Annotated in this window: 19 protein-coding genes and 1 riboswitch; of the genes, 11 read left to right on the top strand and 8 right to left on the bottom strand. The window is 73.8% G+C overall.

Features of this window, described 5'->3' with window-relative positions; all coding sequences use genetic code 11:
• Positions 1-194: 194 nt before the first annotated feature.
• On the top strand, positions 195-851 hold the full coding sequence (locus tag ACIRG6_RS27610; RefSeq protein WP_365020505.1) for a TetR/AcrR family transcriptional regulator: 657 nt from the start codon (positions 195-197) through the stop codon (positions 849-851).
• A gap of 361 nt (positions 852-1,212) precedes the next feature.
• Here ACIRG6_RS27610 and ACIRG6_RS27605 read toward each other — a convergent pair whose 3' ends face one another.
• On the bottom strand, positions 1,213-1,854 hold the full coding sequence (locus ACIRG6_RS27605) for a TetR family transcriptional regulator (protein WP_403324908.1): 642 nt from the start codon (positions 1,852-1,854) through the stop codon (positions 1,213-1,215).
• A 107-nt stretch (positions 1,855-1,961) separates the two neighbouring features.
• Between ACIRG6_RS27605 and ACIRG6_RS27600 the strand changes: the two genes are divergently transcribed.
• Complete coding sequence (locus tag ACIRG6_RS27600) at positions 1,962-3,578, top strand: MFS transporter (protein WP_403324907.1); 1,617 nt, start codon at positions 1,962-1,964, stop codon at positions 3,576-3,578.
• A 15-nt stretch (positions 3,579-3,593) separates the two neighbouring features.
• On the opposite strand, the gene ACIRG6_RS27595 is transcribed toward ACIRG6_RS27600, so the two are convergent.
• From ACIRG6_RS27595 to ACIRG6_RS27570, 6 genes are all read right to left on the bottom strand, one after another.
• The gene (locus ACIRG6_RS27595; RefSeq protein ID WP_403324906.1) at positions 3,594-4,442 is read right to left on the bottom strand and encodes an ATP-binding cassette domain-containing protein; all 849 of its coding nucleotides are present in this window, start codon (positions 4,440-4,442) and stop codon (positions 3,594-3,596) included.
• Positions 4,439-5,188 carry a cobalt ECF transporter T component CbiQ gene (gene cbiQ, locus ACIRG6_RS27590; protein ID WP_239763831.1) on the bottom strand — a complete coding sequence of 250 codons (750 nt, stop codon included), beginning with the start codon at positions 5,186-5,188 and terminating at the stop codon, positions 4,439-4,441. The genes ACIRG6_RS27595 and cbiQ overlap by 4 nt, the downstream gene beginning before the upstream one ends.
• Positions 5,189-5,527 (bottom strand): energy-coupling factor ABC transporter substrate-binding protein, encoded by a 339-nt coding sequence (locus ACIRG6_RS27585; RefSeq protein ID WP_318214800.1) that lies wholly within the window; start codon positions 5,525-5,527, stop codon positions 5,189-5,191.
• A complete protein-coding gene (locus tag ACIRG6_RS27580) occupies positions 5,524-6,219 on the bottom strand; it encodes an energy-coupling factor ABC transporter permease (RefSeq protein WP_239763833.1) in 696 nt (231 codons plus the stop codon). Before ACIRG6_RS27580 ends, ACIRG6_RS27585 begins: the two co-directional genes overlap by 4 nt.
• Before the next feature lie 30 nt (positions 6,220-6,249).
• Positions 6,250-6,435, bottom strand: a riboswitch (cobalamin riboswitch).
• 133 nt (positions 6,436-6,568) lie between these two features.
• Positions 6,569-7,063, bottom strand: a complete 495-nt coding sequence (locus ACIRG6_RS27575) for a potassium channel family protein (protein ID WP_364677743.1) — start codon at positions 7,061-7,063, stop codon at positions 6,569-6,571.
• Between the two features lie 98 nt (positions 7,064-7,161).
• Positions 7,162-8,592, bottom strand: a complete 1,431-nt coding sequence (locus ACIRG6_RS27570) for a chloride channel protein (RefSeq protein WP_403324905.1) — start codon at positions 8,590-8,592, stop codon at positions 7,162-7,164.
• 595 nt (positions 8,593-9,187) lie between these two features.
• Between ACIRG6_RS27570 and ACIRG6_RS27565 the strand changes: the two genes are divergently transcribed.
• From ACIRG6_RS27565 to ACIRG6_RS27535, 7 genes are all read left to right on the top strand, one after another.
• Complete coding sequence (locus tag ACIRG6_RS27565) at positions 9,188-9,580, top strand: cell division protein SepF (protein WP_318214802.1); 393 nt, start codon at positions 9,188-9,190, stop codon at positions 9,578-9,580.
• Positions 9,581-9,730: 150 nt separating this feature from the next.
• Positions 9,731-10,897 carry an AAA family ATPase gene (locus ACIRG6_RS27560; protein ID WP_403324904.1) on the top strand — a complete coding sequence of 389 codons (1,167 nt, stop codon included), beginning with the start codon at positions 9,731-9,733 and terminating at the stop codon, positions 10,895-10,897.
• Positions 10,894-11,256: a nucleotide pyrophosphohydrolase gene (locus ACIRG6_RS27555; RefSeq protein WP_350715952.1), complete on the top strand. Its 363-nt coding sequence runs from the start codon at positions 10,894-10,896 to the stop codon at positions 11,254-11,256. The genes ACIRG6_RS27560 and ACIRG6_RS27555 overlap by 4 nt, the downstream gene beginning before the upstream one ends.
• Positions 11,257-11,476: 220 nt before the next feature.
• Entirely contained in the window at positions 11,477-11,947 is a 471-nt protein-coding gene (locus ACIRG6_RS27550) for a DUF6099 family protein (RefSeq protein ID WP_364677685.1), read from the top strand.
• A 77-nt stretch (positions 11,948-12,024) separates the two neighbouring features.
• Entirely contained in the window at positions 12,025-12,948 is a 924-nt protein-coding gene (locus tag ACIRG6_RS27545) for an LLM class F420-dependent oxidoreductase (protein ID WP_403324903.1), read from the top strand.
• Positions 12,949-13,096: 148 nt separating this feature from the next.
• Positions 13,097-14,605, top strand: coding sequence for a 3' terminal RNA ribose 2'-O-methyltransferase Hen1 (locus tag ACIRG6_RS27540; RefSeq protein ID WP_364677688.1), 1,509 nt, complete (start codon positions 13,097-13,099; stop codon positions 14,603-14,605).
• On the top strand, positions 14,602-17,160 hold the full coding sequence (locus tag ACIRG6_RS27535) for a polynucleotide kinase-phosphatase (RefSeq protein WP_403324902.1): 2,559 nt from the start codon (positions 14,602-14,604) through the stop codon (positions 17,158-17,160). Before ACIRG6_RS27540 ends, ACIRG6_RS27535 begins: the two co-directional genes overlap by 4 nt.
• A gap of 52 nt (positions 17,161-17,212) precedes the next feature.
• Here the strand turns inward: ACIRG6_RS27535 and ACIRG6_RS27530 are convergent, their stop codons facing one another.
• Entirely contained in the window at positions 17,213-18,499 is a 1,287-nt protein-coding gene (locus ACIRG6_RS27530) for a cation:proton antiporter (RefSeq protein WP_365020516.1), read from the bottom strand.
• Between the two features lie 255 nt (positions 18,500-18,754).
• Here ACIRG6_RS27530 and ACIRG6_RS27525 point away from each other — a divergent pair, with 255 nt between their 5' ends.
• Both ACIRG6_RS27525 and argF read left to right on the top strand, forming a co-directional pair.
• Complete coding sequence (locus tag ACIRG6_RS27525; protein ID WP_239763849.1) at positions 18,755-19,978, top strand: arginine deiminase; 1,224 nt, start codon at positions 18,755-18,757, stop codon at positions 19,976-19,978.
• An 88-nt stretch (positions 19,979-20,066) separates the two neighbouring features.
• Positions 20,067-21,074 carry an ornithine carbamoyltransferase gene (gene argF / locus ACIRG6_RS27520; protein WP_403324901.1) on the top strand — a complete coding sequence of 336 codons (1,008 nt, stop codon included), beginning with the start codon at positions 20,067-20,069 and terminating at the stop codon, positions 21,072-21,074.
• Positions 21,075-21,107: the final 33 nt, after the last annotated feature.

The raw sequence follows: 21,107 nt of genomic DNA, 5'->3' as shown, positions 1-21,107 counted from the left end.
CAGGAGGTCCGCTACTTCTGCACGGCGGCGGTGGCCGACGAGGACGCCCGGGTGGACGGCAGCATCACCCGGTTCGTCGACCGGTGCCTGCGGGACTGAGGGCGGCGATCGGGCCGGGGGAGACCTCCGTGCCAGAATGGGCGCTCCGCCGTTCCGCCCCGCGTCCCTCCGCACTGATCCACCGAGGTTCTCCCGTGTCCAAGCCCGTGGCCCGTGAGCCGCAGCGACGCAACGCGCGCTCCAACCGGGCGCGCATCCTGGCCACGGCCCGCCGGGAGCTCGGGCGGAACCCGGACACCACCCTGGAGGAACTGGCGCGGGCCGCCGGTGTCGTACGGCGCACCCTCTTCGGGCACTTCCCGGGGCGCGCGGCGCTGCTGGAGGCCCTCGCCGAGGAGGCCTCCGAGGTGTTGCGCAGCACGATGGAGTCGGCCGGGGAGGGGGCCGGGCCGGAGGTACCGGCCGAGCGCGCGCTCGCCTACTTCCTGCTGCTGATGTGGCCCGTCGGCGACCGCTACCGGATGCTGTTGGCGCTGGCCCGGCACGACCTGGGCGCGGAGCGCGTGGCCGAGATCCTCACGCCGGCCCGCGCCGAGGTCACCGCCATCCTGGAGCGCGGCCAGCGCGACGGCGCCTTCCCCGCCCACCTGCCGCCCGCCGTGCTGAGCGCCGGGCTGGAGGCGATGACGGTCGCCCTGCTGGAGCAGGTCAACACCGGTGCGCTGGAGGACGACGGCACGCGGGCCGCCGTCGCCACACTCGTCGCGGCCGGCGTACCGCAGGACCGGGCCCGCACCGTCGTCGCGTCCGTGGCTCCGACGGTCCCCCCGAAGCCGGACCCCGGCGACTGACCCTCGCCGGCCCCGCCCCCGGCACCCGCCGACGCCCTGCCCGCCCACTCCCGTGCGGGGCGCGCTCACGCTGTGCTCGGCGCCGTCCCCGGCTTGGCGCGCTGTCCGGCCCCGCCCCCGCCGCCCAGCCGGCACCCCGCACCCGCTGCCCATCCGGCACCCCGGCCCGCCGCCCAGTCGGCACCCCGGCCCGCCGACGCCCTGCCCATCCATCCCCGTGCGGGGCGCTCCCCATCCCTGCCCCTTCCAGCGCGCCCGCCCGCCGCCGGCTCCGCTGACCCCGTGCTCGGCACCGTCGCGGCCTGCCGCGCTGTCCGGTCCGGCCCCGCCGCACGGAGCCGTCCGGGGTGACCGGCTCCGCTCATGCCGGACGTCCGGGACGGCCGCGCGCCGCGCGCGTGTCCCGGGCCCGGCGGGCCGTGTCCGTCGCGGTGTCGGCGGCGACGCCCGCCGCGATCAGTGCGGCGGTGGCCGCGCCGGTGCCGTCGTCGGTCCACGCGCCGCGGCGCACACAGTCCAGGAGGGCCAGCAGGTGCGCCTCGACGGCCGCGCCGAGCACACCGGCCGGGACGACGGTCCGGAAGACGCCCTCCCGCCGGCCGCGGGCGAGGATCGCGGCCAGCGTGTCCCGGGCCGGGGCGAGCAGAGGCACCATCCGCTCGCTCGTCCGGTCGGGCCCCAGGTCCCGGCGGGCGAGGGCGATGAGCGTGCCGTAGCGGTCGCCGACCGGCCAGAGGGCGAGGACGAAGCGGGCCAGGGCGGTCGCGGGGTCGTCCCGCGCCGCGCCGGCGGCCGGAGCGCCGGGGCCGTCGAGCGCGTGCCGTACCGCCTCCGCGGCCTCCCCGACGAGCCCCTCGATCAGCGCGGCCCGCCCGGCGAAGTGCCCGTACAGGGTGCGGCGCGCCACACCGGCCGCCTCGGCGATCGCGGCGAGCGTGCTGTCGGGGTCTCGGCCCAGTTCGCGTTCGGCCGCGCGCAGGATCCGGGTGCGTGTGGTGGTCATCGGCGGGTACCCCAAAGTTGTTTTGCACATCGGTGGGCAAGAAACTAACCTGAGACTAGTCTGCACACCGATGGGCAATTAACTCGCCCTCGTACCCGGGAGCCCCCATGCCCCTACTGGCCACCACACCCGTCGAGAAGATGACCGGGCCGTACCCACGGCGCTGGTGGGCCCTGATCGTGCTGTGCCTGAGCCTGCTGATCGTCGTCATGGCCAACACGTCCCTGATCGTGGCCGCCCCGGCCATGACCAGCGACCTGGGCCTGAGCAGCAGCGACCTGCAGTGGGTCATCGACGGCTACACCGTCCCGTACGCCGCGCTGATGCTGGTGCTGGGCGCGATCGGCGACAAGTACAGCCGCCGCGGCGCCCTGGTCACCGGCCTGGTGATCTTCGCGGGCGGTTCGGTGATGGGCAGCCTGGTCGACGAGACCGGGCTGGTCATAGCCGCCCGGGCGGTCATGGGCGTCGGCGCCGCCGTCGTCATGCCGGCCACGCTGTCCCTGCTCGTCGCGATCTTCCCGAGGGGTGAGCGGGCCCGCGCCATCACGGCCTGGACCGCCACGTCCGGACTCGCCATCGCCGTCGGCCCGCTGGTCGCCGGCTGGCTGCTCGGCGACCACGCCTGGGGCTCGACGTTCCTGGTCAACGTCCCCGTCGCGGTCCTCGCCGTGATCGGCGCGCTGCTCCTCGTCCCGCCGTCCCGCGCGGCCGGCATGGGCCGCATCGACTACGTGGGCGGTCTGCTCTCCATCGTCTCCGTCGGCAGCCTGGTCTACGCGACCATCGAGGGCCCGCACTTCGGCTGGGGCGCGGGCCCGGTCACCGCGGCCGTCGTCGCGGGCGTCGGCCTGGTGGCCTTCGTGGCCTGGGAGCTGCGCCACCCGCACCCCATGCTGGACGTGCGCAGGTTCCTCCAGCGGCCGTTCAGCGGCTCGATGCTGGCCGTGCTGTTCTTCTTCTTCGGCACCTACGGCGCCATCTACTACTCCACGCAGTTCCTGCAGTTCGTCCTCGGCTACGGCGCGCTGGAGACCGGCGTACGGCTGCTGCCGCTGGCCGGGGCCGTGTTCGTCGGCGCCGCCGTGACCGGGCGGCTGACCCCGAAGCTGGGCGTCAAGGCCATGATCGGGTCCGGCATGGTGATCGGCACCGTCGGCGTCTTCCTGCTCGTCCTCGTCGACAAGGGCTCGACGTACTCCGGCTTCCTGGCCCCGATGCTGCTGCTCGGTCTCGCCATCGGCCTCAGCGTCTCCCCGGCCACCGACACCATCATGGGTTCCTTCCCGGAGAGCGAACTGGGCGTCGGCGGCGGCGCCAACGACACCGCGCTGGAACTCGGCGGCTCGCTCGGCATCGCCGTCCTCGGCTCCCTGCTCGGCACCGCCTACCGCGACGAACTGGCCGACCTGGTGGGAGGCCGGCTCCCGGCCGCCGCCCTGGACACCGCCCAGGACTCCGTCGGCGGCGGGCTCGCGGTCGCCGAACAGATCGCGAAGTCGCCGTCGGCCGGACCGCAGCAGGCCCAGGCCCTGGCCGACGCCGTACACGAGGCTTTCGCCCACGGCGTCGCCACGACCAGCCTGATCGGCGGGATCATCATGGCCGCCGGCACCGCGATCGTCCTCGCCGTCCTGCCCGGCCGCCGCGCCGCCGCACAGCACCCGACCGAGGACGAGCCGGCACCCGCGCGGGACGCGGAGTACAGCGACTCCACGAACTGACCGGCACCGGGCCGGTCAGTCGGCCGGCGCGGCCAGGGCCGCCAGGTCCTCCGCCGTGCGCGGCCCCTCGACCGGGTCCGCCAGCAGCCCACGGGCGCACAGCAGCCGCGCCGCAGCCACGCCCCACGGCAGCCGCAGCCCCGCCGGGCCGAGCAGGTCGGCGCGGGCCAGCGTCGGCGCCGTGGGGCCGGTGTGCACCCCGGACGGGGTGAGCAGGGCGGCGTCGTCGGACCAGCGCAGGGCGAGGTCCACGTCGTGCGTGGCCATCACCACCGTGGTGCCGCCCGCCCGCAGCCCGTCGAGGGTGTCGAGCAGCCGCTCCTGCCCGTCCGGGTCGAGCCCGGCGGTCGGTTCGTCGAGGATCAGCACCCGGGGCCGCATCGCGACCGCACCGGCGATCGCGGTCCGCTTGCGCTGCCCGTACGACAGCAGATGCGTGGGCCGGTCGGCCAGCGCGGCGATGTCCAGCGCGGCGAGCGCCTCCTCGACCCGGGAGCGGACCTCCGGATCCGGCAGCCCCAGGTTCAACGGCCCGAACGACACGTCCTGGGCGACGGACGCGGCGAACAACTGGTCGTCCGGGTCCTGCACCACCAGCTGCACGGTGGTCCGCAACCGGGTCAGCCCCGCCCGGTCGTACGTCACCGGCCGCCCGTCGACCGTCAACTGACCGGCATGCGGCCGCAGTCCGCCGCTGAGCAGCCGCATCAGCGTCGTCTTGCCGCTGCCGTTGCGGCCCAGCAGCGCCAGCGCGCGCCCCTCGCGCACCTCGAAGTCCAGGCCGCTCAGCACCACCGGCCCCTCCTCGTACCCGAACGACGCGTCCCGCAGGGCGACCAGGGCAGGTGCGACGGGCTCGTTCACGACAACGGCCTTTCCAGTACGAAGGTGAGGGCGGCCAGCGCCGCCAGCAGGGTGACGCTCGCCGCCGTGAAGGGCACGGAGACCCGGGCCTCGGGCACCAGGACGCGCAGCGTGCCGTCGTAGCCGCGCCCCGCGAGCCCGGCCTGCAGCCGCGTCGCCCGGTCGAAGGCCCGCACGAACGCGGTGGCGCCGAGCCCGCCGAGCGAACGCCAGGCGGCGGCCCGGGTGGTGTGCCCCAGCCGCGCGGCCTGCGCCTCACGGATCCGGCGCACGGAGTCCAGCAGCAGGAAGCTCATGCGGTACGTCACCAGCGCCACGTCCACCACTGGCGCGGGCACCCCGGCCCGCACCAGACGGGGCAGCAGGTCGGACATCGGCGTGGTGAACGCGAACAGCAGCACCCCGAGGGACGCCGCCGACGTGCGCAGCAGCAGCTCCCCGGCGCGCACCGCTCCGCCGTCCGCCGCGCCCACGAAGCCGTCCGGGCCCCCGACCCGCACCAGCAGCGGCAGCGCGCCGGTCACGCAGAACCCCAGCGGCACCCGGTACGCCCGCCACAGCCGCCGCCGGGGCACACCCGCCGGGCCGAGCAGCACGGCCAGCGCCGCCACCAGCACCAGTGCCGCGCCCGGCCAGGGCGGCAGCGAGATCGCGAGCACGGTCAGGCCCAGCCCGAGCACGGCCTTGTCCACGGGGTGGCGGTGGCGCCACCGGCTGCTGTGCGCCGCCGCGTCGATGGGCAGCACTCAGTCCCCTTCGGGCGTGTGCGTGGCCTGCCGGGCCGCCCGCTCCTCGCCCTGCCGGCGTCCCCGGCGCAGACCGAAGTAGTAGGCCAGCACGCCCGCGCCGAGCGCCGCCTGCAGGGAGAACAGCGCGGACTCGATCTCCCCGGACGGCGGCTTGTACAGCGGCGAGAACCACGGTTCGTAGTCCGGCTCGATCTCCGTGATCGCGGTCTCCGCCTCGCCGTCGGAACCGGCGAACGGCTCCTTCTTGTGGTCGCCGAGACCGAGCACCAGCGGCAGCACCGCGAGCGCGGCCACCGCGACCAGCAGCAGGACGTTGATCTTCGTGTTGCGGCTCATCGGACGACCGCCTCCCCACGCTCGCCGGTGCCCGCCGGCAGTACGCCCAGCCGGGTCAGCTCGCCCTTGCTGGACTGCACCAGCAGCCGCATCACGACCACCGTGAGCAGGCCCTCGCTCACCGCGAGCGGGATCTGCGTGACGGCGAAGATGGACCCGAACTTGCCGAGCGCGCCCAGGAATCCGCTGCTCGGGTCGGGAAAGGCCAGCGCGAGCTGCACGCTGGTGACGCAGTAGGTGGACAGGTCGGCGGCGAACGCCGCGCAGAACACCGTGACCATCAGCGGTGCCCCGTACCGGCGCAGCAGGCGGTAGGTGCCGTATCCGGCCCAGGGGCCGGCGATCGCCATCGAGAAGGCGTTGGCGCCGAGCGTGGTCAGACCGCCGTGGGCGAGCAGCAGTGCCTGGAAGAGCAGGGTGATCGTGCCCAGGACCGCCATGATGGGCGGCCGGAACAGGATGGCGCCCAGACCGGTCCCCGTGGGGTGCGAACAACTCCCGGTGACGGAGGGCAGTTTCAGGGCCGACAGCACGAACGTGAAGGCTCCGGACGCCCCGAGCAGCAGCGTGCTCTCGGGATGTTCCCTGACCTCACGGGTGAGTGACCGTACTCCGTGGACGACGAACGGCGCGGACGCGACACCCCAGGCGATCGCGTGCGCCGGAGGCAGAAAGCCCTCGGCTATGTGCATGGCTCAGCAGACCCTCTCCAGCACCTCGTGGATGGACGACGCGCCTTGGCCGGTCTCCTGGCTGACGGGTACCACCGCCCGAACTCCGCCTTCCCGGGTCCCAAGGACCCAGTGGCTGCCCGTCAGTGGGCTGGAGCCGGACTTCCCGATCACAGTGGCGAGGGCCGCACCGGTACTTCACCGGATTTCCCGTTCACCAAGGCGTGGCGACAGTAGTGCGCCCGCGAGGGTGGTGACAAGCAGGCCTCCCCGCGGGCGGCCCCCGCCGGGCCGGTGGCCGCGGGAACATTCCGCGCCGGTGCTCCCTCGTACGGTGCCGCCGTCCTCGCGCGACGTGGCGAAGATCTCCTCACGCCCGCGGCGGAGGGGGAGGTGGCGGGTCGTCACGGGCGGGGCTGTCGTCGGTGCGCCGGACCACCCGCGAACGCAGCTGCTGGCCCAGTGCCGTGCCGGCGGCGGTGAGGAAGACGAAGCTGTAGAGGATCTGCAGGATGGCCACGACCCGCGCCGTCTGGCCGTGCGGGGTGATGTCCCCGTAGCCGACGGTGGCGAGGGTGACGACGGTGAAGTACAGGGAGTCGACCCGGGTGCGCAGCCCGATGAACTCACCGGGCTGCTTGGCCAGGACGTAGTAGGTCGCGGCGAAGACGTGCACCGAGAGCAGGATCAGCAGGGCGATGACCACGCCGGGATGGGTGTCCGTGCGGCCGGTGAGGACATGGCGGATCTGCCGCAGCAGCAGCGCTGCCACGACCGCCAGGGCCAGGGCGAACAGGAGCCAGCTCAGGACGGGGCGGTGGGGGCCCAGCCGGTCGAGCGGCAGCAGGAAGTAGGCCACGACCAGGCCGGCGGCCGCGCAGACCCGCACCAGCCAAACCCGCGCCGAACGCGACGAGGCGCCGGACCCGGCCCGGTGCTCCCGCCCGCCGCCCCCGCGACCGGTCACCGGTCCGGCTCCGCCCCGGGGTCGGCCCGCGGCCGCGGATCCGGCTCCGCCCCGCGGTCCGGCCCCGGTCGCACCGGCGCCTGCGCCGCCTCCGTCTCCGGCGGGTTCCGGCGGACCGCCTGGGCGACGATGAAGGCGACCACCGACGCGACGACGATCAGCGGCATCTGGTCGTGCGCGTCCCTGCCCACCAGCAGGACCGCCAGTACCGAGCCGGCCAGCGGCAGCCCCGTCACCGCGGCCGCGGCGGCGGAGATGCCGAGGGCGAGGGCCGGTGTGACGCCGAAGCCGGGCAGGCCCGAGCAGGCCAGGGCCGTCGCCGTGCCCAGCAGCACGGAGGGGAAGATCGGACCGCCGCGCAGACTGCCCAGCGCGATGCCCCACGCCAGTCCCTTGCACGCGACGAGCGCGACCAGCGCGCCCACCGACCAGGCGTGCGGATGCGCGGCGAGCTGGGCGAGAGCCGCCTGCCCGGACAGCGCCGCCTCCGCCGGCGAACGGCCGGTGATCAGGGCGTAGGCGGCGATGCAGACACCGACCGCCGTGGCGCACAGGACGATGCGGACGGCCGTGCGGTGTTCCGTCCAGGTGACGGTGCGGCGGCCCAGCGCGCGGGCGAGCGTGATCAGCACCGCGATCAGCGCCGCCGTCGGGATACCCCACAGGAAGTCGCCGGCGTCGGGGGCGGTGTTCGGCGGCACGTCGGGCAGGGACAGCGCGCCGATGTCCAGGCCGGTCCAGTTTCCGAAGCCGGTGAAGACCAGGGCGCCCGTCGCGCTGGCCAGCAGACAGGGCAGCAGCAGGGCGACCATCCGGGCGCCGGCGAGGCCCGCGCCCTCGATGAGCAGGACGGCCGCCGCCACCGGGCCGCCGAGGATGGTGGAGATCGCGGCGGTGGAGCCCGCCGTCGCGAGGATCGCGCTCGCCCTCGGATCCGCGTGCGCGCCCGCCCGCCGCACCGCGAGCAGGGCGAGCCCGCTGCCGACGGCCATCAGGGGGGCCTCGGGCCCCAGGACCACGCCGAGCGGCAGGGTGGCCAGCGCGGCCAGGACGGCGCCGGGCAGGGCCTTCGGCCCGACGGGCGCGCCGCCCAGCCCGTTCACCGGCAGATGCCCTCCGGCACCCGGCATCCGGGTCACGATCGGCGCCAGGATCAGCCCCGCCAGCACCAGCGCGGGCAGCGGCCACCACCAGGGCGGGGTGCCGTACCCGGCGGCCTCCGGCAGCGACGTCCACACCCAGTGCTGGAGCTCGTGCTGGAGGGCGACGAAGAAGAAGCAGGCCAGCGCGATGGGAACGCCGAGCAGCACGCACAGCAGCAACAGCAGCAGGTAGCCGTGGCTGAGCAGGGTGCGCCGCAGGGACTGCTCGGCCCGGGCCGGGACGGCGTTCGCCGGTGCGGCCGACGGGCTCTCGGGCGCCGTCACCGGGCCGTCCGGCGCCAACCCGGCACGGGCCGGGCGAGCGGCGGCAGGGGCTGAGTCGTCACGGGCCCTCCCATGGTCCGCCCACCTCCCGGCGCGGACCGGCGGCCCGTCGCGCGTGCATCGTGTGTGCTTCAGTAAACGCGAGGCGGCGAGGGCCCGCATGCCACGAACCGCCCTCCGGGCGTAGAGCCCCGGACAGCCCGGCCCCGCCCCGCCCGGACCCCCATGCGCCGGACCGCCACCAGCGGGCTCGTCCCGCCCCGGGCACCGCTCGGTGTGCGGAGCGGGAGCCCGTCGCGCGGCCGCTCCGCCCGGGTGACGCGTGCGGTTCACCGGCATCGGCGGGCGCGCGGGCCTGCTCGTCCTGCCAGGGGCACCGCTCGGCGTGCGGTGGGAAGACCGCCGCCCCGGGGTACCTGCGCGGCACACCGGCACCGGCGGCAGGGGCGGCCCGGCTCACCCCGCGGATCCGCGGTTCCGGGTGGCGGTGAGCGCCGGGACGGTCGCGGACCGTGTCGCTGTTGGGCCGAACGGGTGAGTTGACGTAAGAATTGGCTGGTGCACGCATTGAAGGCGAGTGGAATCGGGGGAGCCGGTGAACAGCTACGACGTCACCGATGAACAGTGGGAAGGGCTCGCCCAGGTCGTTCCGTTGCGCGGGCGCGACGCCTGGCCGTCGTCGGTCGGTCATCGCGCGCTGCCGGAGGCGGAGACGGAGGCACGGCGGCGCTTCGTCGTCCTGCGGGTCAACGTCTTCGCGGACGCCCGCGAGGTCGCCGAGACACTGATGTCCGGTATCCCGGTGCTCCTGGACCTGACCAACGCCGAGACCGAGGTCGCCAAGCGCGTCCTGGACTTCAGCACGGGCGTCGTCTTCGGTCTGGCCAGCGGCATGCACCGGGTCGACCGCAACGTGTTCCTGCTGACCCCGTCCGGGACAGAGGTGAACGGCCTGATGGAGGGCGCGGCCGGAGTTCCCGGGATGTGACGGCCCCCGGGCCGGGAGCCGGTGCGGCGAGGGTCCGGCGGGCCCCGACGTGTGACACCCGCTCCCGGCCTGACGGGCCCGTCCCCCGATCGTGGGAACGTCGCCCGGGCGGAACGGTTCGCCCGGAATCCGGAGCTCTACGGTCCGGACATGGCCGTGTCACCCGCGTCGACGGCGTTCGCCGCCCCCGCCCCCGTCCCCGCGCACCCGGACCGACCGCGCGTCACGGAACTGCGGCTGTCCGCGTTCGCCCGGCACCGGCGTGCCCGGATCCCGCTCGCGCCCCTCACCCTGCTCGCCGGGCCCAGCGGCTGCGGCAAGACCAGCGCCCTGCGGGCGTACGAGGCGCTCGCCCGGCTCGGCGGCGGCGCGGAACTCGGCACGGTCTTCCCCGACCCGGTCGCCTGCGTCCCCGAGCGGGCCCGGCCCGACGCCCAGCGGCGCCGCGGCTTCCGCATCGGCTGCACGGTCGACGGACCCGAGGGCCCCGTACGCCTCGACGTGGTCGTGCAGGCGGAGCCCGAACTGCGCATCGTGGGGGAGCGGCTGACGGCCGGCGGACTCGTCCTGCTGCAGACCGCCCTGCGTGACCCCGGCCGGCGTGCCGTGCAGGCCGCCTGGCACACGGCCGGGTCGGCGCCGGTCACGCGCGCTCCGCTGCCCGACGACCGGCTCGGCACCCCGCTGCTGCCGCTGCGCGTGGCCGGCAGGACCGACGGAGAGCGCAGGGTGCTGGCAGCGGCCGAGCAGACGGTGGTCGCCCTGCGCTCCGTCTTCGCCTGCGACCCGCGCCCCGCGAGGATGCGCGAGCCCGTGCCCACCGGCTCCGGCCGGCTGCTCGGCGGCTGCGACAACCTCGCCGACGTGCTGTGGCGCACCCGGGTCGAGTGCGGCCGCCGGCACGCCCAGTTCGTCACCGCGGTACGCGCCGGATGCGCGGGCCCGGTCGAGGACGTCCTGGCCGAACCGCTCGCCGGCGGGGTGGTCCGCGCGCTGCTGGACCGGGGCGACGGCATCCGCACCGGCCTCCCGCGCCTCGGCTACGGCGAACTGCGCTACCTCGCCCTCGCGCTCGTGCTGTTCACCGGCCCCGGCGTCCTGGAGGTCGACCCGGCCGGCGAGGTGCCCGCCGCGCTGCAGGCGCTCACCGTGCTCGCCGACGGCCTCGACCGCGGCCTGGACGTGCGTCAGCGCGCCGAACTCCTCCGGCTGGCGGTCCGGATGTGCGACCGCGGGCACATCCGCCTCGTCGGCGCCGTCGCGGACGCCTCCTGGACGGCGGCACCGGGCGTCACGGTGGTACACCTGAGTCCGTGACCGATCACCCCCGGCCTTCCCCGGACCTGGCGGCGTTGCAGCGCAGACTGGCCGAGTTCGCCGCCGCACGGAACTGGCAGCCGTACCACACCCCGAAGAACCTGGTCGCCGCCCTCAGCGTGGAGGCCTCCGAACTCGTCGAGATCTTCCAGTGGCTGACGCCCGAGCAGTCGGCCCGCGTCATGGACGACCCCGAGTCCGCGCACCGCGTCCGGGACGAGGTCGCCGACGTCCTGGCGTATCTGCTCCAGTTCTGCGAGGTGCTCGGCATCGACCCGCTCGCCGCGCTGGACGCGAAGATCGATCGCAACGAGTCCCGCTTTCCCGCGCGCGGCGACGGCGGAGACCACGGGAGCTGACGGCGGGAAAGCGGGCGGGAAGGAGAACGGGAGACGAACGCCGGGGAGTCCCGCACTCCACTATCACTCTTAGTAGTCTAATCCGGGCTTGTAGCCCCTTTGTTGTCCGAATATTTCTGCCTAGCTCTGGCTTTTCACCCCACACACCTTCACTCTGGGTAGTGAGCAACGGAGTTCGGGCGGACGCGCCGCGGGCGCGTCGGACAGACGGGGGCAGCGCATGGACGCGGTGCGGCTCATCGTGACGAGCGGGCGTGCCCTGGCAGCCGGCGGCGGGGTGCCGGAGATCCTGACGGAGGTGTGGCAGGCGCAGGCTCTCGCCCAGGCGATCGGCAGCCGACTGGCGGTCCAGGGACCACCCGAACTGCGCGGCGAGGCTCTGGGACTGACCGAACTGGCGGGCCGGGGCTGCGGAGTGCTGCGCACCCCGGACCTGTCCCCGGGTGAGCTGCGCGCCGCCCAGCTCACCGAGCTGGGCGACGCCCGCCAGGCCCTGATGTGCCTCGGCACACTCCTCGGCGAGATCGGCATCGCCCTCGTCGGCATCGCCTGCACGGTGGAGGACGAGGGCACGTACTGGCAGTGCATGGAGGCCATCGACGCGGCGGACGAGTCGCGGGACCGGGTCCTGGAGATGCTGCGCAGACTGGCGGACCGGGACGCGTCGTTACCGGAGCGGGAGGCGGGATAGCCCAAGGGGCCGCCTGCGCGCCGTGGCACCCGGGAGCCTGTCCGGCGGACGCCGCCCGACCAGGCAGGATGGACGGCATGGATATCCGAATCTTCACCGAGCCCCAGCAGGGGGCCACCTACGACACGTTGCTCACCGTCGCGAAGGCCACCGAGGACCTCGGTTTCGACGCCTTCTTCCGCAGCGACCACTATCTCGCCATGGGGTCCGCGGACGGTCTCCCCGGCCCCACCGACGCCTGGATCACCCTCGCCGGCCTCGCCCGCGAGACCAAGCGCATCCGGCTCGGCACGCTCATGACGGCCGGCACCTTCCGGCTGCCCGGCGTGCTCGCCATCCAGGTCGCCCAGGTCGACCAGATGTCCGGCGGCCGCATCGAGCTGGGCCTGGGCGCCGGCTGGTTCGAGGAGGAGCACAAGGCGTACGGCATCCCCTTCCCGAAGGAGAAGTTCGCCCGCCTCGAGGAGCAGCTGGCGATCGTCACCGGCCTGTGGGCCACGGAGGCCGGCAAGACCTTCGACTTCCACGGGAAGTTCTACGACCTCACCGAGTCGCCCGCGCTGCCCAAGCCCGCCCAGGCGAAGGTCCCCGTGCTCATCGGCGGCCACGGCGCCACCCGCACGCCGCGTCTCGCCGCGCAGTACGCCGACGAGTTCAACATCCCGTTCGCCTCGATCGAGGACACCGAGCGCCAGTTCGCCCGGGTACGGGCCGCCGCCGAGGAGGCCGGCCGCGGCGCCGACGCGCTGACCTACTCCAACGCCCTGGTCGTCTGCGTCGGCAAGGACGACGCCGAGGTCGCCCGCCGGGCCGCCGTGATCGGCCGCGAGGTCGACGAGCTGAAGGCCAACGGCCTGGCGGGCTCCCCGGCCGAGGTCGCCGACAAGATCGGCCGCTACGCCGCCGCCGGCGCCCAGCGGATCTACCTCCAGATCCTCGACCTCGACGACCTGGACCACCTGGAGCTGATCTCCTCCCAGGTGCAGGCGCAGCTGTCCTGACCGCGCCCCCGCGATAAACGAAGGCGCCGGTCGGCCGCCCTGTGCGATGGTGTGACCGTCGTCCTGCCGAGCCCCCAGGATCACCACTCCTGGGGGCTTTCGCGTACGACGGCGCAGTTGTGTCCGTCCAGCCGGAGAGGCCCTCCGCATGTTCCTGACCATCACCACCACCGGCACTCCCGAGCGCCCGGCGACCGACCTCGGTTTCCTGCTGCACAAGCATCCCGACAAGGCGCAGGCGTTCTCCACCTCCTTCGGCACGGCCCACGTGCTCTACCCCGAGGCGGAGGAACAGCGCTGCACGGCGGCGCTCCTGCTGGAGGTGGACACGGTGGCCCTGGTCCGGCGTGGCAAGGGCAAGGGCCGGGGCGGCGCCCCCGACGCGGCACTCGCGCAGTACGTCAACGACCGGCCCTACGCGGCCTCCTCCCTCCTCGCCGTGGCCCTGAGCAACGTCTTCTCCAGCGCGCTGCGCGGAGTGTGCAAGGCCCGCCCCGAGCGTGCCGCCGAACCGCTCCCGCTGCGGGTCGAGGTGCCCGTGCTGCCCGCCCGCGGCGGCCCCGACCTCGTACGGCGTCTGTTCGAGCCGCTCGGGTGGGACGTGACCGTGGAGCCCGTCCCGCTGGACACCGCGTTCCCCGAGTGGGGCGACTCCCGGTACGTGCGGCTGACGCTGGAGGCGGACACCCTCACCCTCTCCGACGCGCTGCGCCACCTGTACGTCCTCCTCCCGGTGCTGGACGACGCCAAGCACTACTGGGTCGCCCCGGACGAGGTGGACAAGCTGATGCGGGCCGGCGGAGCCTGGCTGTACCACCACCCCGAGGTCCGGCTCATCACCAACCGCTTCCTGTCCCGCCGCTGGTCGCTGACGCGCGAGGCGATGGAGCGGCTGGAGCTCGTCCGGCTGGCCGAGACCGACGACAGCGTCGTCGAGGAGATCGACAACGCCGTGGCGGAGGAGGTGGCCCCGGAGACCGAGGAGAAGCCCACCCCGCTCGCCGTGCAGCGCCGCGAGGCGATCCTCACCGCGCTCCGGGACGGCGCCGCCGCCCGCGTCCTCGACCTCGGTTGCGGCGAGGGCCACTTGGTGCGCGAGCTGCTCAAGGACCCGCGGTTCACCGAGATCGCCGGCGTGGACGTGTCCGTGCGCGCGCTCACCATCGCCTCCCGGCGGCTGAAGCTGGACCGCATGGGCGAGCGGCAGGCCGCCCGCGTGCACCTCTTCCAGGGCTCCCTCGCCTACACCGACAAGCGCCTCAAGGGATACGACGCCGCCGTGCTCAGCGAGGTGATCGAGCACCTCGACCTGCCGAGGCTGCCCGCGCTGGAGTACGCCGTCTTCGGCTCGGCCCGCCCCCGCACCGTCGTCGTCACCACGCCGAACGTGGAGTACAACGTGCGCTGGGAGACCCTCCCGGCCGGCCGTGTACGCCACCGCGACCACCGCTTCGAGTGGACCCGCGAGGAGTTCCGCACCTGGGCGCGGACGGTCGCCGAACGGCACGGCTACGGCGTGGAGTTCCGCCCCGTCGGACCCGACGACCCCGAGGTGGGCCCGCCCACCCAGATGGCCGTGTTCACCCTGGCCGCGAACGACCCGAAGACCGTGAACGACCCGAAGACCGCGAACGAGAAGGAGGCGAAGGCCGCATGACCACCACCGGCACCACCGACACCACCGTGCGGGCCAGCGCCCTGCCGGTCACCGACCTCTCCCTCGTCGTGCTGATCGGCGCCTCGGGCTGCGGCAAGTCCACCTTCGCCCGCCGCCACTTCACGCCCACCGAGGTCATCTCCTCCGACTTCTGCCGGGGGCTGGTCGCGGACGACGAGAACGACCAGAGCGCGAGCCGGGACGCCTTCGACGTCCTGCACTACATCGCGGGCAAGCGGCTCGCCGCCGGCCGCCGCACCGTCGTGGACGCGACGAACGTGCAGCAGGACGCCCGGCGTCAGCTGATCGACCTGGCCAGGCAGCACGACGTCCTGCCGATCGCCATCGTCCTCGACGTGCCCGAGCAGGTCTGCGCCGAGCGCAACGCCGCCCGCACCGACCGGGCCGACATGCCCCGCCGGGTCATCCAGCGCCACACCCGCGAACTCCGCCGCTCCCTGCGTCACCTGGAGCGCGAGGGCTTCCGCAAGGTGCACGTCCTGCGCGGCGTCGAGGAGATCGAGCACGCCACCGTCGTCACCGAGAAGCGGTTCAACGACCTGACCCACCTCACCGGACCCTTCGACATCATCGGCGACATCCACGGCTGTGCCGCCGAGCTGGAGACCCTGCTCGGCAAGCTCGGCTACACCGACGGCGTCCACCCCGAGGGCCGCACCGCCGTCTTCGTCGGCGACCTCGTCGACCGCGGCCCGGACAGCCCCGGCGTCCTGCGCCGCGTCATGGCGATGGTGAAGGCGGGCAACGCGCTGTGCGTGCCCGGCAACCACGAGAACAAGTACGGCCGCCACCTCAAGGGCCGCAAGGTCCAGCACACCCACGGACTCGCCGAGACCATCGAGCAGATGGAGGGCGAGAGCGACGAGTTCCGCGCCGAGGTACGGGAGTTCATCGACGGCCTGGTCAGCCACTACGTCCTCGACGGCGGCCGGCTCGTGGTCTGCCACGCCGGTCTGCCGGAGAAGTACCACGGCCGCACCTCCGGCCGGGTCCGCAGCCACGCCCTCTACGGCGACACCACTGGCGAGACCGACGAGTTCGGGCTGCCGGTGCGCTACCCGTGGGCGGAGGACTACCGGGGCCGAGCGGCCGTCGTCTACGGCCACACCCCCGTTCCCGAGGCCACCTGGCTCAACAACACCATCTGCCTGGACACCGGCGCCGTCTTCGGCGGCAAGCTCACCGCGTTGCGCTGGCCGGAGCGCGAGCTGGTCGACGTACCCGCCGAGCGGGTCTGGTACGAGCCGGCGAAGCCGCTGCGCACCGAGGCGCCCGGCGGGCACGACGGCAGGCCGCTGGACCTGGCGGACGTCCAGGGCCGCCGGGTCGTGGAGACCCGGCACGCGGGCCGCATCACCGTACGGGAGGAGAACGGCGCGGCGGCCCTGGAGGTCATGAGCCGCTTCGCGACCGACCCCCGGCTGCTGCCGTACCTCCCGCCGACCATGGCACCGACCGCCACCTCGGGGGTGGACGGCTACCTGGAGCACCCGAAGGAGGCGTTCGCGCAGTACGCGGCCGACGGGGTGGCGCGGGTCGTGTGCGAGGAGAAGCACATGGGCTCCCGGGCCGTCGCCCTGGTGTGCCGCGACGCGGAGGCGGCACGCCGCCGCTTCGGCGTGGACGGCCCCACCGGGTCCCTCTGCACCCGCACCGGCCGCCCCTTCCTCGACGACGCGTCCCTCACCGAGGCGGTCCTCGACCGGCTGCGCACGGCGATCGGCGAGGCCGGCCTGTGGGACGAGCTGTCCACCGACTGGCTGCTGCTGGACGCCGAGCTGATGCCGTGGTCGCTGAAGGCCTCCGGGCTGCTGCGTTCCCAGTACGCCGCCGTGGGCGCCGCCTCCGGCGCGGTGTTCCCGGGCGCGCTGGCCGCCCTGGAGGGCGCCGCGGCTCGGGGCGTCGACGTCTCGGGGCTGCTGGACCGCCAGCGCGCCCGGTCCGCCGACGCGGCCGCGTTCACCGACGCCTACCGCCGCTACTGCTGGACCACCGACGGCCTGGACGGCGTCCGCCTGGCGCCGTTCCAGATCCTCGCCGCCCAGGGCCGCAGCCTGGCCGCCCTGCCGCACGACGAGCAGCTCGCCCTCATCGACCGGCTCGTCGAGCACGACGGCAGCGGCCTGCTCCAGACCACCCGGCGGCTGTACGTCGACACCGGCGACCCCGAGTCGGTGCGGGCCGGCATCGACTGGTGGCTGGAGATGACCGGCCGGGGCGGCGAGGGCATGGTCGTCAAGCCCGTCGGGGCACTGGTCCGGGACGACAAGGGCCGCCTGGTGCAGCCCGGCATCAAGTGCCGGGGCCGCGAGTACCTGCGGATCATCTACGGTCCCGAGTACACGCGTCCCGACAACCTGGCCCGGCTGCGGCAGCGGTTCCTGAACCACAAGCGGTCCCTGGCGATCCGCGAGTACGCCCTCGGCCTGGAGGCCCTGGACCGGCTCGCGGACGGCGAACCGCTGTGGCGGGTGCACGAGGCGGTCTTCGGCGTCCTGGCGCTGGAGTCGGAACCGGTGGACCCGCGGCTGTGAACCCGAGGCGGCGGGTGGGCGGCGGCAGTCCGTCCACCCGCCGCCTCCGGCGTCAGCGGGCGTACGGCTTCACGGTGGTGCCGTGCCCCGGGGCCGCGGCGCGCTCCCGCGCGGCCAGGCGGCCGGTCAGCAGCAGGAGCGGCTGGGTGAGCAGCGTCGTGGTGAGGGCCATGAAGACCAGCACCGTGTAGAGCGGGGTGCTCAGCAGACCGGCGTCCAGGCCCGCGTTGAGGGCGATCAGCTCCGTCAGACCCCGGGCGCTGAGCAGCACGCCGACGGTCCGCGCATCGTGCCGGTCCAGTCCGCCGAGCCGGGCCGCCACCGTACCGCTGCCGACCTTGGTCGCCACCGCCAGCACCGTGACCACCAGCAGCACGGCCCAGCCGGTGCCGGTCATGGTGTTCAGTGCCACGGACTGGCCCGACAGCACGAAGAAGAACGGCAGCAGCAGCGAACTGACGTCGTGCAGGGGCCGCAGCAGATCCGGATCGAGCGTGCCGTCCGCCTCGCGCGGCACCACCACCCCCGCGAGCAGCGCCCCGAAGATCACATGCAGTCCGAGGGAGTGCGTGACCCAGGCCGAGGCCAGGGCGAAGCCGATGAGCAGGGCCATCCGGAGCGAGGGCTCCAGACGCGTGCGCCACAGCAGCCGGCGCAGCACCGGACGCGCCGCGCACGCCATCACGGTGACGAAGCCGGCGGCGAGCACCGCACGCCACGGCCAGCCGAGTGCCTCCCCACCGCCGCCGCTGTCCAGCAGCGCCCCGGCCAGCACCGTCCAGCACACCGCGTCTAGTACCCCGGCGGCGGAGACCGCCACCACGCCCGGCACGGAACGGGACAGCCCGTTCTCCCGCACGATCGCCGTCAGCACCGGCACCGCCGTTATGGACAGGGCGACCCCCGCGAACACCACCATGGCGGGAGAGAGGTCCCGCGGCATGCCCAGGGCGTGCAGCGCGTCCCGGAACAGCAGGGCGCAGCCGCTGCCCACGGCCATCGGCACCGCGAACGAGGCCAGGGCCACCGTCACCGATGTGCGCGCCCGGTCGCCGAGGACCTTCAGGTCCAGCTCGTAGCCCACCGCGAACAGGAACACCACCAGCGAGAACTGCGCGAAGCCGGTCAGCGCCGGCCCGATCGCCGCCGGGAACAGCGACGCGTACGCGTCCGGGGCCGCGCTGCCGAGCAGGGACGGGCCGAGCGCGATGCCGGCGGACAACTGGCCCACGATGTACGGCTGTCCCAGCCGCCGGGCCAGCCAGCCGCCCGCGTGCGCGGCCACCAGGATCAGAGCGGCCGCACCCACGAAATGGGTGATCATCGCGTCTGCGCTCACCAGTGTCTCCCCCGCAGTCCGTCCCGCCCGGCGCCGGCCTCCCCAGCATGCGAGCCGCCCGACGTCGCATCGAAGGTCGTACACCGGACACGACCGGGGGCACGAGGGGCACGGCACGGCGGTCGTCGTCACCCCCCGGCACCGGTGCTCCGGCCCGGTCCTCCCTGCGCTCGAGGGGCGCCGCCCGGCCCGGCACAGCGCACGGGTCCGCGCAAGCGGGGGGTGAACGCGCGCCCGAATGGTCAGGATGGAGGCATGGGATTCCACGTCGACTCCGAGGCCGGGCGGCTCAGCCGCGTCATCCTGCACCGGCCGGATCTCGAGCTCAAAAGGCTCACCCCCAGCAACAAGGACGCCCTTCTCTTCGACGACGTGCTCTGGGTGCGCCGGGCGCGCGCCGAGCACGACGGGTTCGCCGACGTGCTCCGCGACCGCGGGGTCGAGGTGCACCTCTTCGGTGACCTGCTCGCCGAGACCCTGGACGTCCCGGCGGCCCGGCGGCTCGTCCTGGACCGGGTCTTCGACGAGAAGGAGTACGGAGTGCTGGCCACGGACCACCTCCGGGCCGCCTTCGAGACCCTGCCCGCCCGCGAGCTGGCCGAGGCCCTGGTCGGCGGCATGACCAAGCGGGAGTTCCTGGAGGCCCACACGGAGCCGACCTCCGTGCGCTTCCACGTGATGGAGCTGGACGACTTCCTGCTCGGCCCGCTGCCCAACCACCTGTTCACCCGCGACACCTCGGCCTGGATCTACGACGGCGTCTCGATCAACGCCATGCGCTGGCCGGCCCGGCAGCGCGAGACGGTCCACTTCGAGGCGATCTACCGGCACCATCCGCTCTTCCGCGACGAGACGTTCCCCCTGTGGTCCGAGGGCCAGGCCGACTACCCCTCCACCATCGAGGGCGGGGACGTGCTGGTCATCGGCAACGGCGCCGTGCTCATCGGCATGAGCGAGCGGACCACGCCCCAGGCCGTCGAGATGCTCGCGCACAAGCTGTTCGCGGCCGGCTCCGCCCGTACGATCGTGGCCCTCGACATGCCCAAGCGGCGGGCCGTCATGCACCTCGACACCGTGATGACGATGGTCGACGGCGACACCTTCACCCAGTACGCCGGGCTCGGCATGCTCCGCTCCTACACCATCGAACCGGGCGTGGGCGAGAAGGAGCTGAAGGTCACCGACCACCCGCCCGAGCACATGCACCGCGCGATCGCCGCCGCGCTCGGACTGGGCGAGATCCGCGTCCTGACCGCGACGCAGGACGTCCACGCGGCCGAGCGCGAGCAGTGGGACGACGGCTGCAACGTCCTGGCCGTCGAGCCGGGCGTCGTCGTCGCCTACGAACGCAACTCCACCACCAACACGCACCTGCGCAAGCAGGGCATCGAGGTGATCGAGATCCCGGGCAGCGAGCTGGGCCGGGGGCGGGGCGGACCGCGCTGCATGAGCTGTCCGGTGGAACGCGCGGCCGTCTAGGGCCTCCGGAAAGGACAGTCCGTATATAAATTCAGAAGTTCGTATAGACTTCCAGGAGTCCCTGTCCCTGTACCTCTGGAGCGCCCCCATGGCGACAGTCCCGACCGCCCTCGCCGGCCGCCACTTCCTCAAGGAGACCGACTTCACCGCGGACGAGTTCCGCGGCCTGGTCGAGCTGGCCGCGGAGCTGAAGGCCGCCAAGAAGGCCGGGAGCGAGACACCGTACCTGCGGGGCAGGAACATCGCGCTGATCTTCGAGAAGACCTCCACGCGCACCCGCTGCGCCTTCGAGGTCGCCGCCGCCGACCAGGGCGCCTCGACCACGTACCTCGACCCGTCGGGCTCGCAGATCGGCCACAAGGAGTCGGTGAAGGACACCGCCCGCGTGCTCGGGCGGATGTTCGACGGCATCGAGTACCGCGGCGACAGCCAGCAGAAGGTCGAGGAGCTGGCCGCCCACGCCGGGGTGCCCGTGTACAACGGCCTCACCGACGACTGGCACCCCACCCAGATGCTCGCCGACGTGCTCACCATGACCGAGCACAGTGCGGGGCCCCTGTCGGAGATCTCCTTCGCCTACCTCGGCGACGCCCGCTTCAACATGGGCAACTCCTACCTGGTCACCGGCGCCCTGCTCGGCATGGACGTGCGCATCGTCGCCCCGAAGGCGTACTGGCCCGCCCAGGAGGTCGTCGAGGAGGCCCGGAAGCTCGCCGGGGCGAGCGGGGCGCGCGTCACCCTCACCGAGGCCGTGGACGAGGGCGTCCGCGGCGCCGACTTCGTCGTCACGGACGTCTGGGTCTCCATGGGCGAGCCCAAGGACGTCTGGGCCGAGCGGATCGCCGCGCTGTCCCCGTACGCGGTGACCATGGACGTCCTGCGCGCCACCGGCAACCCGGACGTGAAGTTCCTGCACTGCCTGCCGGCCTTCCACGACCTCGGCACCAAGGTCGGCCAGGAAGTCTTCGACGCCCACGGCCTCGACTCCCTTGAGGTCACGGACGAGGTCTTCGAGTCCGCGCACTCGATCGTCTTCGACGAGGCGGAGAACCGCCTGCACACCATCAAGGCCGTCCTGGTCGCCACCCTCGCCTGAGCAGCACCGATAAGCTGACCGGCGGCCCGGAGC

The sequence above is a fragment of the Streptomyces flaveolus genome (assembly GCF_044765825.1).
GTDB classification, from domain to species: domain Bacteria; phylum Actinomycetota; class Actinomycetes; order Streptomycetales; family Streptomycetaceae; genus Streptomyces; species Streptomyces flaveolus.
This window is presented reverse-complemented; position numbering and strand designations above follow the sequence as displayed.

Coding starts and splice junctions, on each gene's coding strand:
- ACIRG6_RS27605 (WP_403324908.1), bottom strand. CDS start 1,854: ATGACCACCACACGCACCCGGATCCTGCGCGCGGCCGAACGCGAACTG.
- ACIRG6_RS27600 (WP_403324907.1), top strand. CDS start 1,962: ATGCCCCTACTGGCCACCACACCCGTCGAGAAGATGACCGGGCCGTAC.
- ACIRG6_RS27585 (WP_318214800.1), bottom strand. CDS start 5,527: ATGAGCCGCAACACGAAGATCAACGTCCTGCTGCTGGTCGCGGTGGCC.
- ACIRG6_RS27580 (WP_239763833.1), bottom strand. CDS start 6,219: ATGCACATAGCCGAGGGCTTTCTGCCTCCGGCGCACGCGATCGCCTGG.
- ACIRG6_RS27560 (WP_403324904.1), top strand. CDS start 9,731: ATGGCCGTGTCACCCGCGTCGACGGCGTTCGCCGCCCCCGCCCCCGTC.
- ACIRG6_RS27550 (WP_364677685.1), top strand. CDS start 11,477: ATGGACGCGGTGCGGCTCATCGTGACGAGCGGGCGTGCCCTGGCAGCC.
- ACIRG6_RS27545 (WP_403324903.1), top strand. CDS start 12,025: ATGGATATCCGAATCTTCACCGAGCCCCAGCAGGGGGCCACCTACGAC.
- ACIRG6_RS27540 (WP_364677688.1), top strand. CDS start 13,097: ATGTTCCTGACCATCACCACCACCGGCACTCCCGAGCGCCCGGCGACC.
- ACIRG6_RS27535 (WP_403324902.1), top strand. CDS start 14,602: ATGACCACCACCGGCACCACCGACACCACCGTGCGGGCCAGCGCCCTG.
- ACIRG6_RS27525 (WP_239763849.1), top strand. CDS start 18,755: ATGGGATTCCACGTCGACTCCGAGGCCGGGCGGCTCAGCCGCGTCATC.
- argF (WP_403324901.1), top strand. CDS start 20,067: ATGGCGACAGTCCCGACCGCCCTCGCCGGCCGCCACTTCCTCAAGGAG.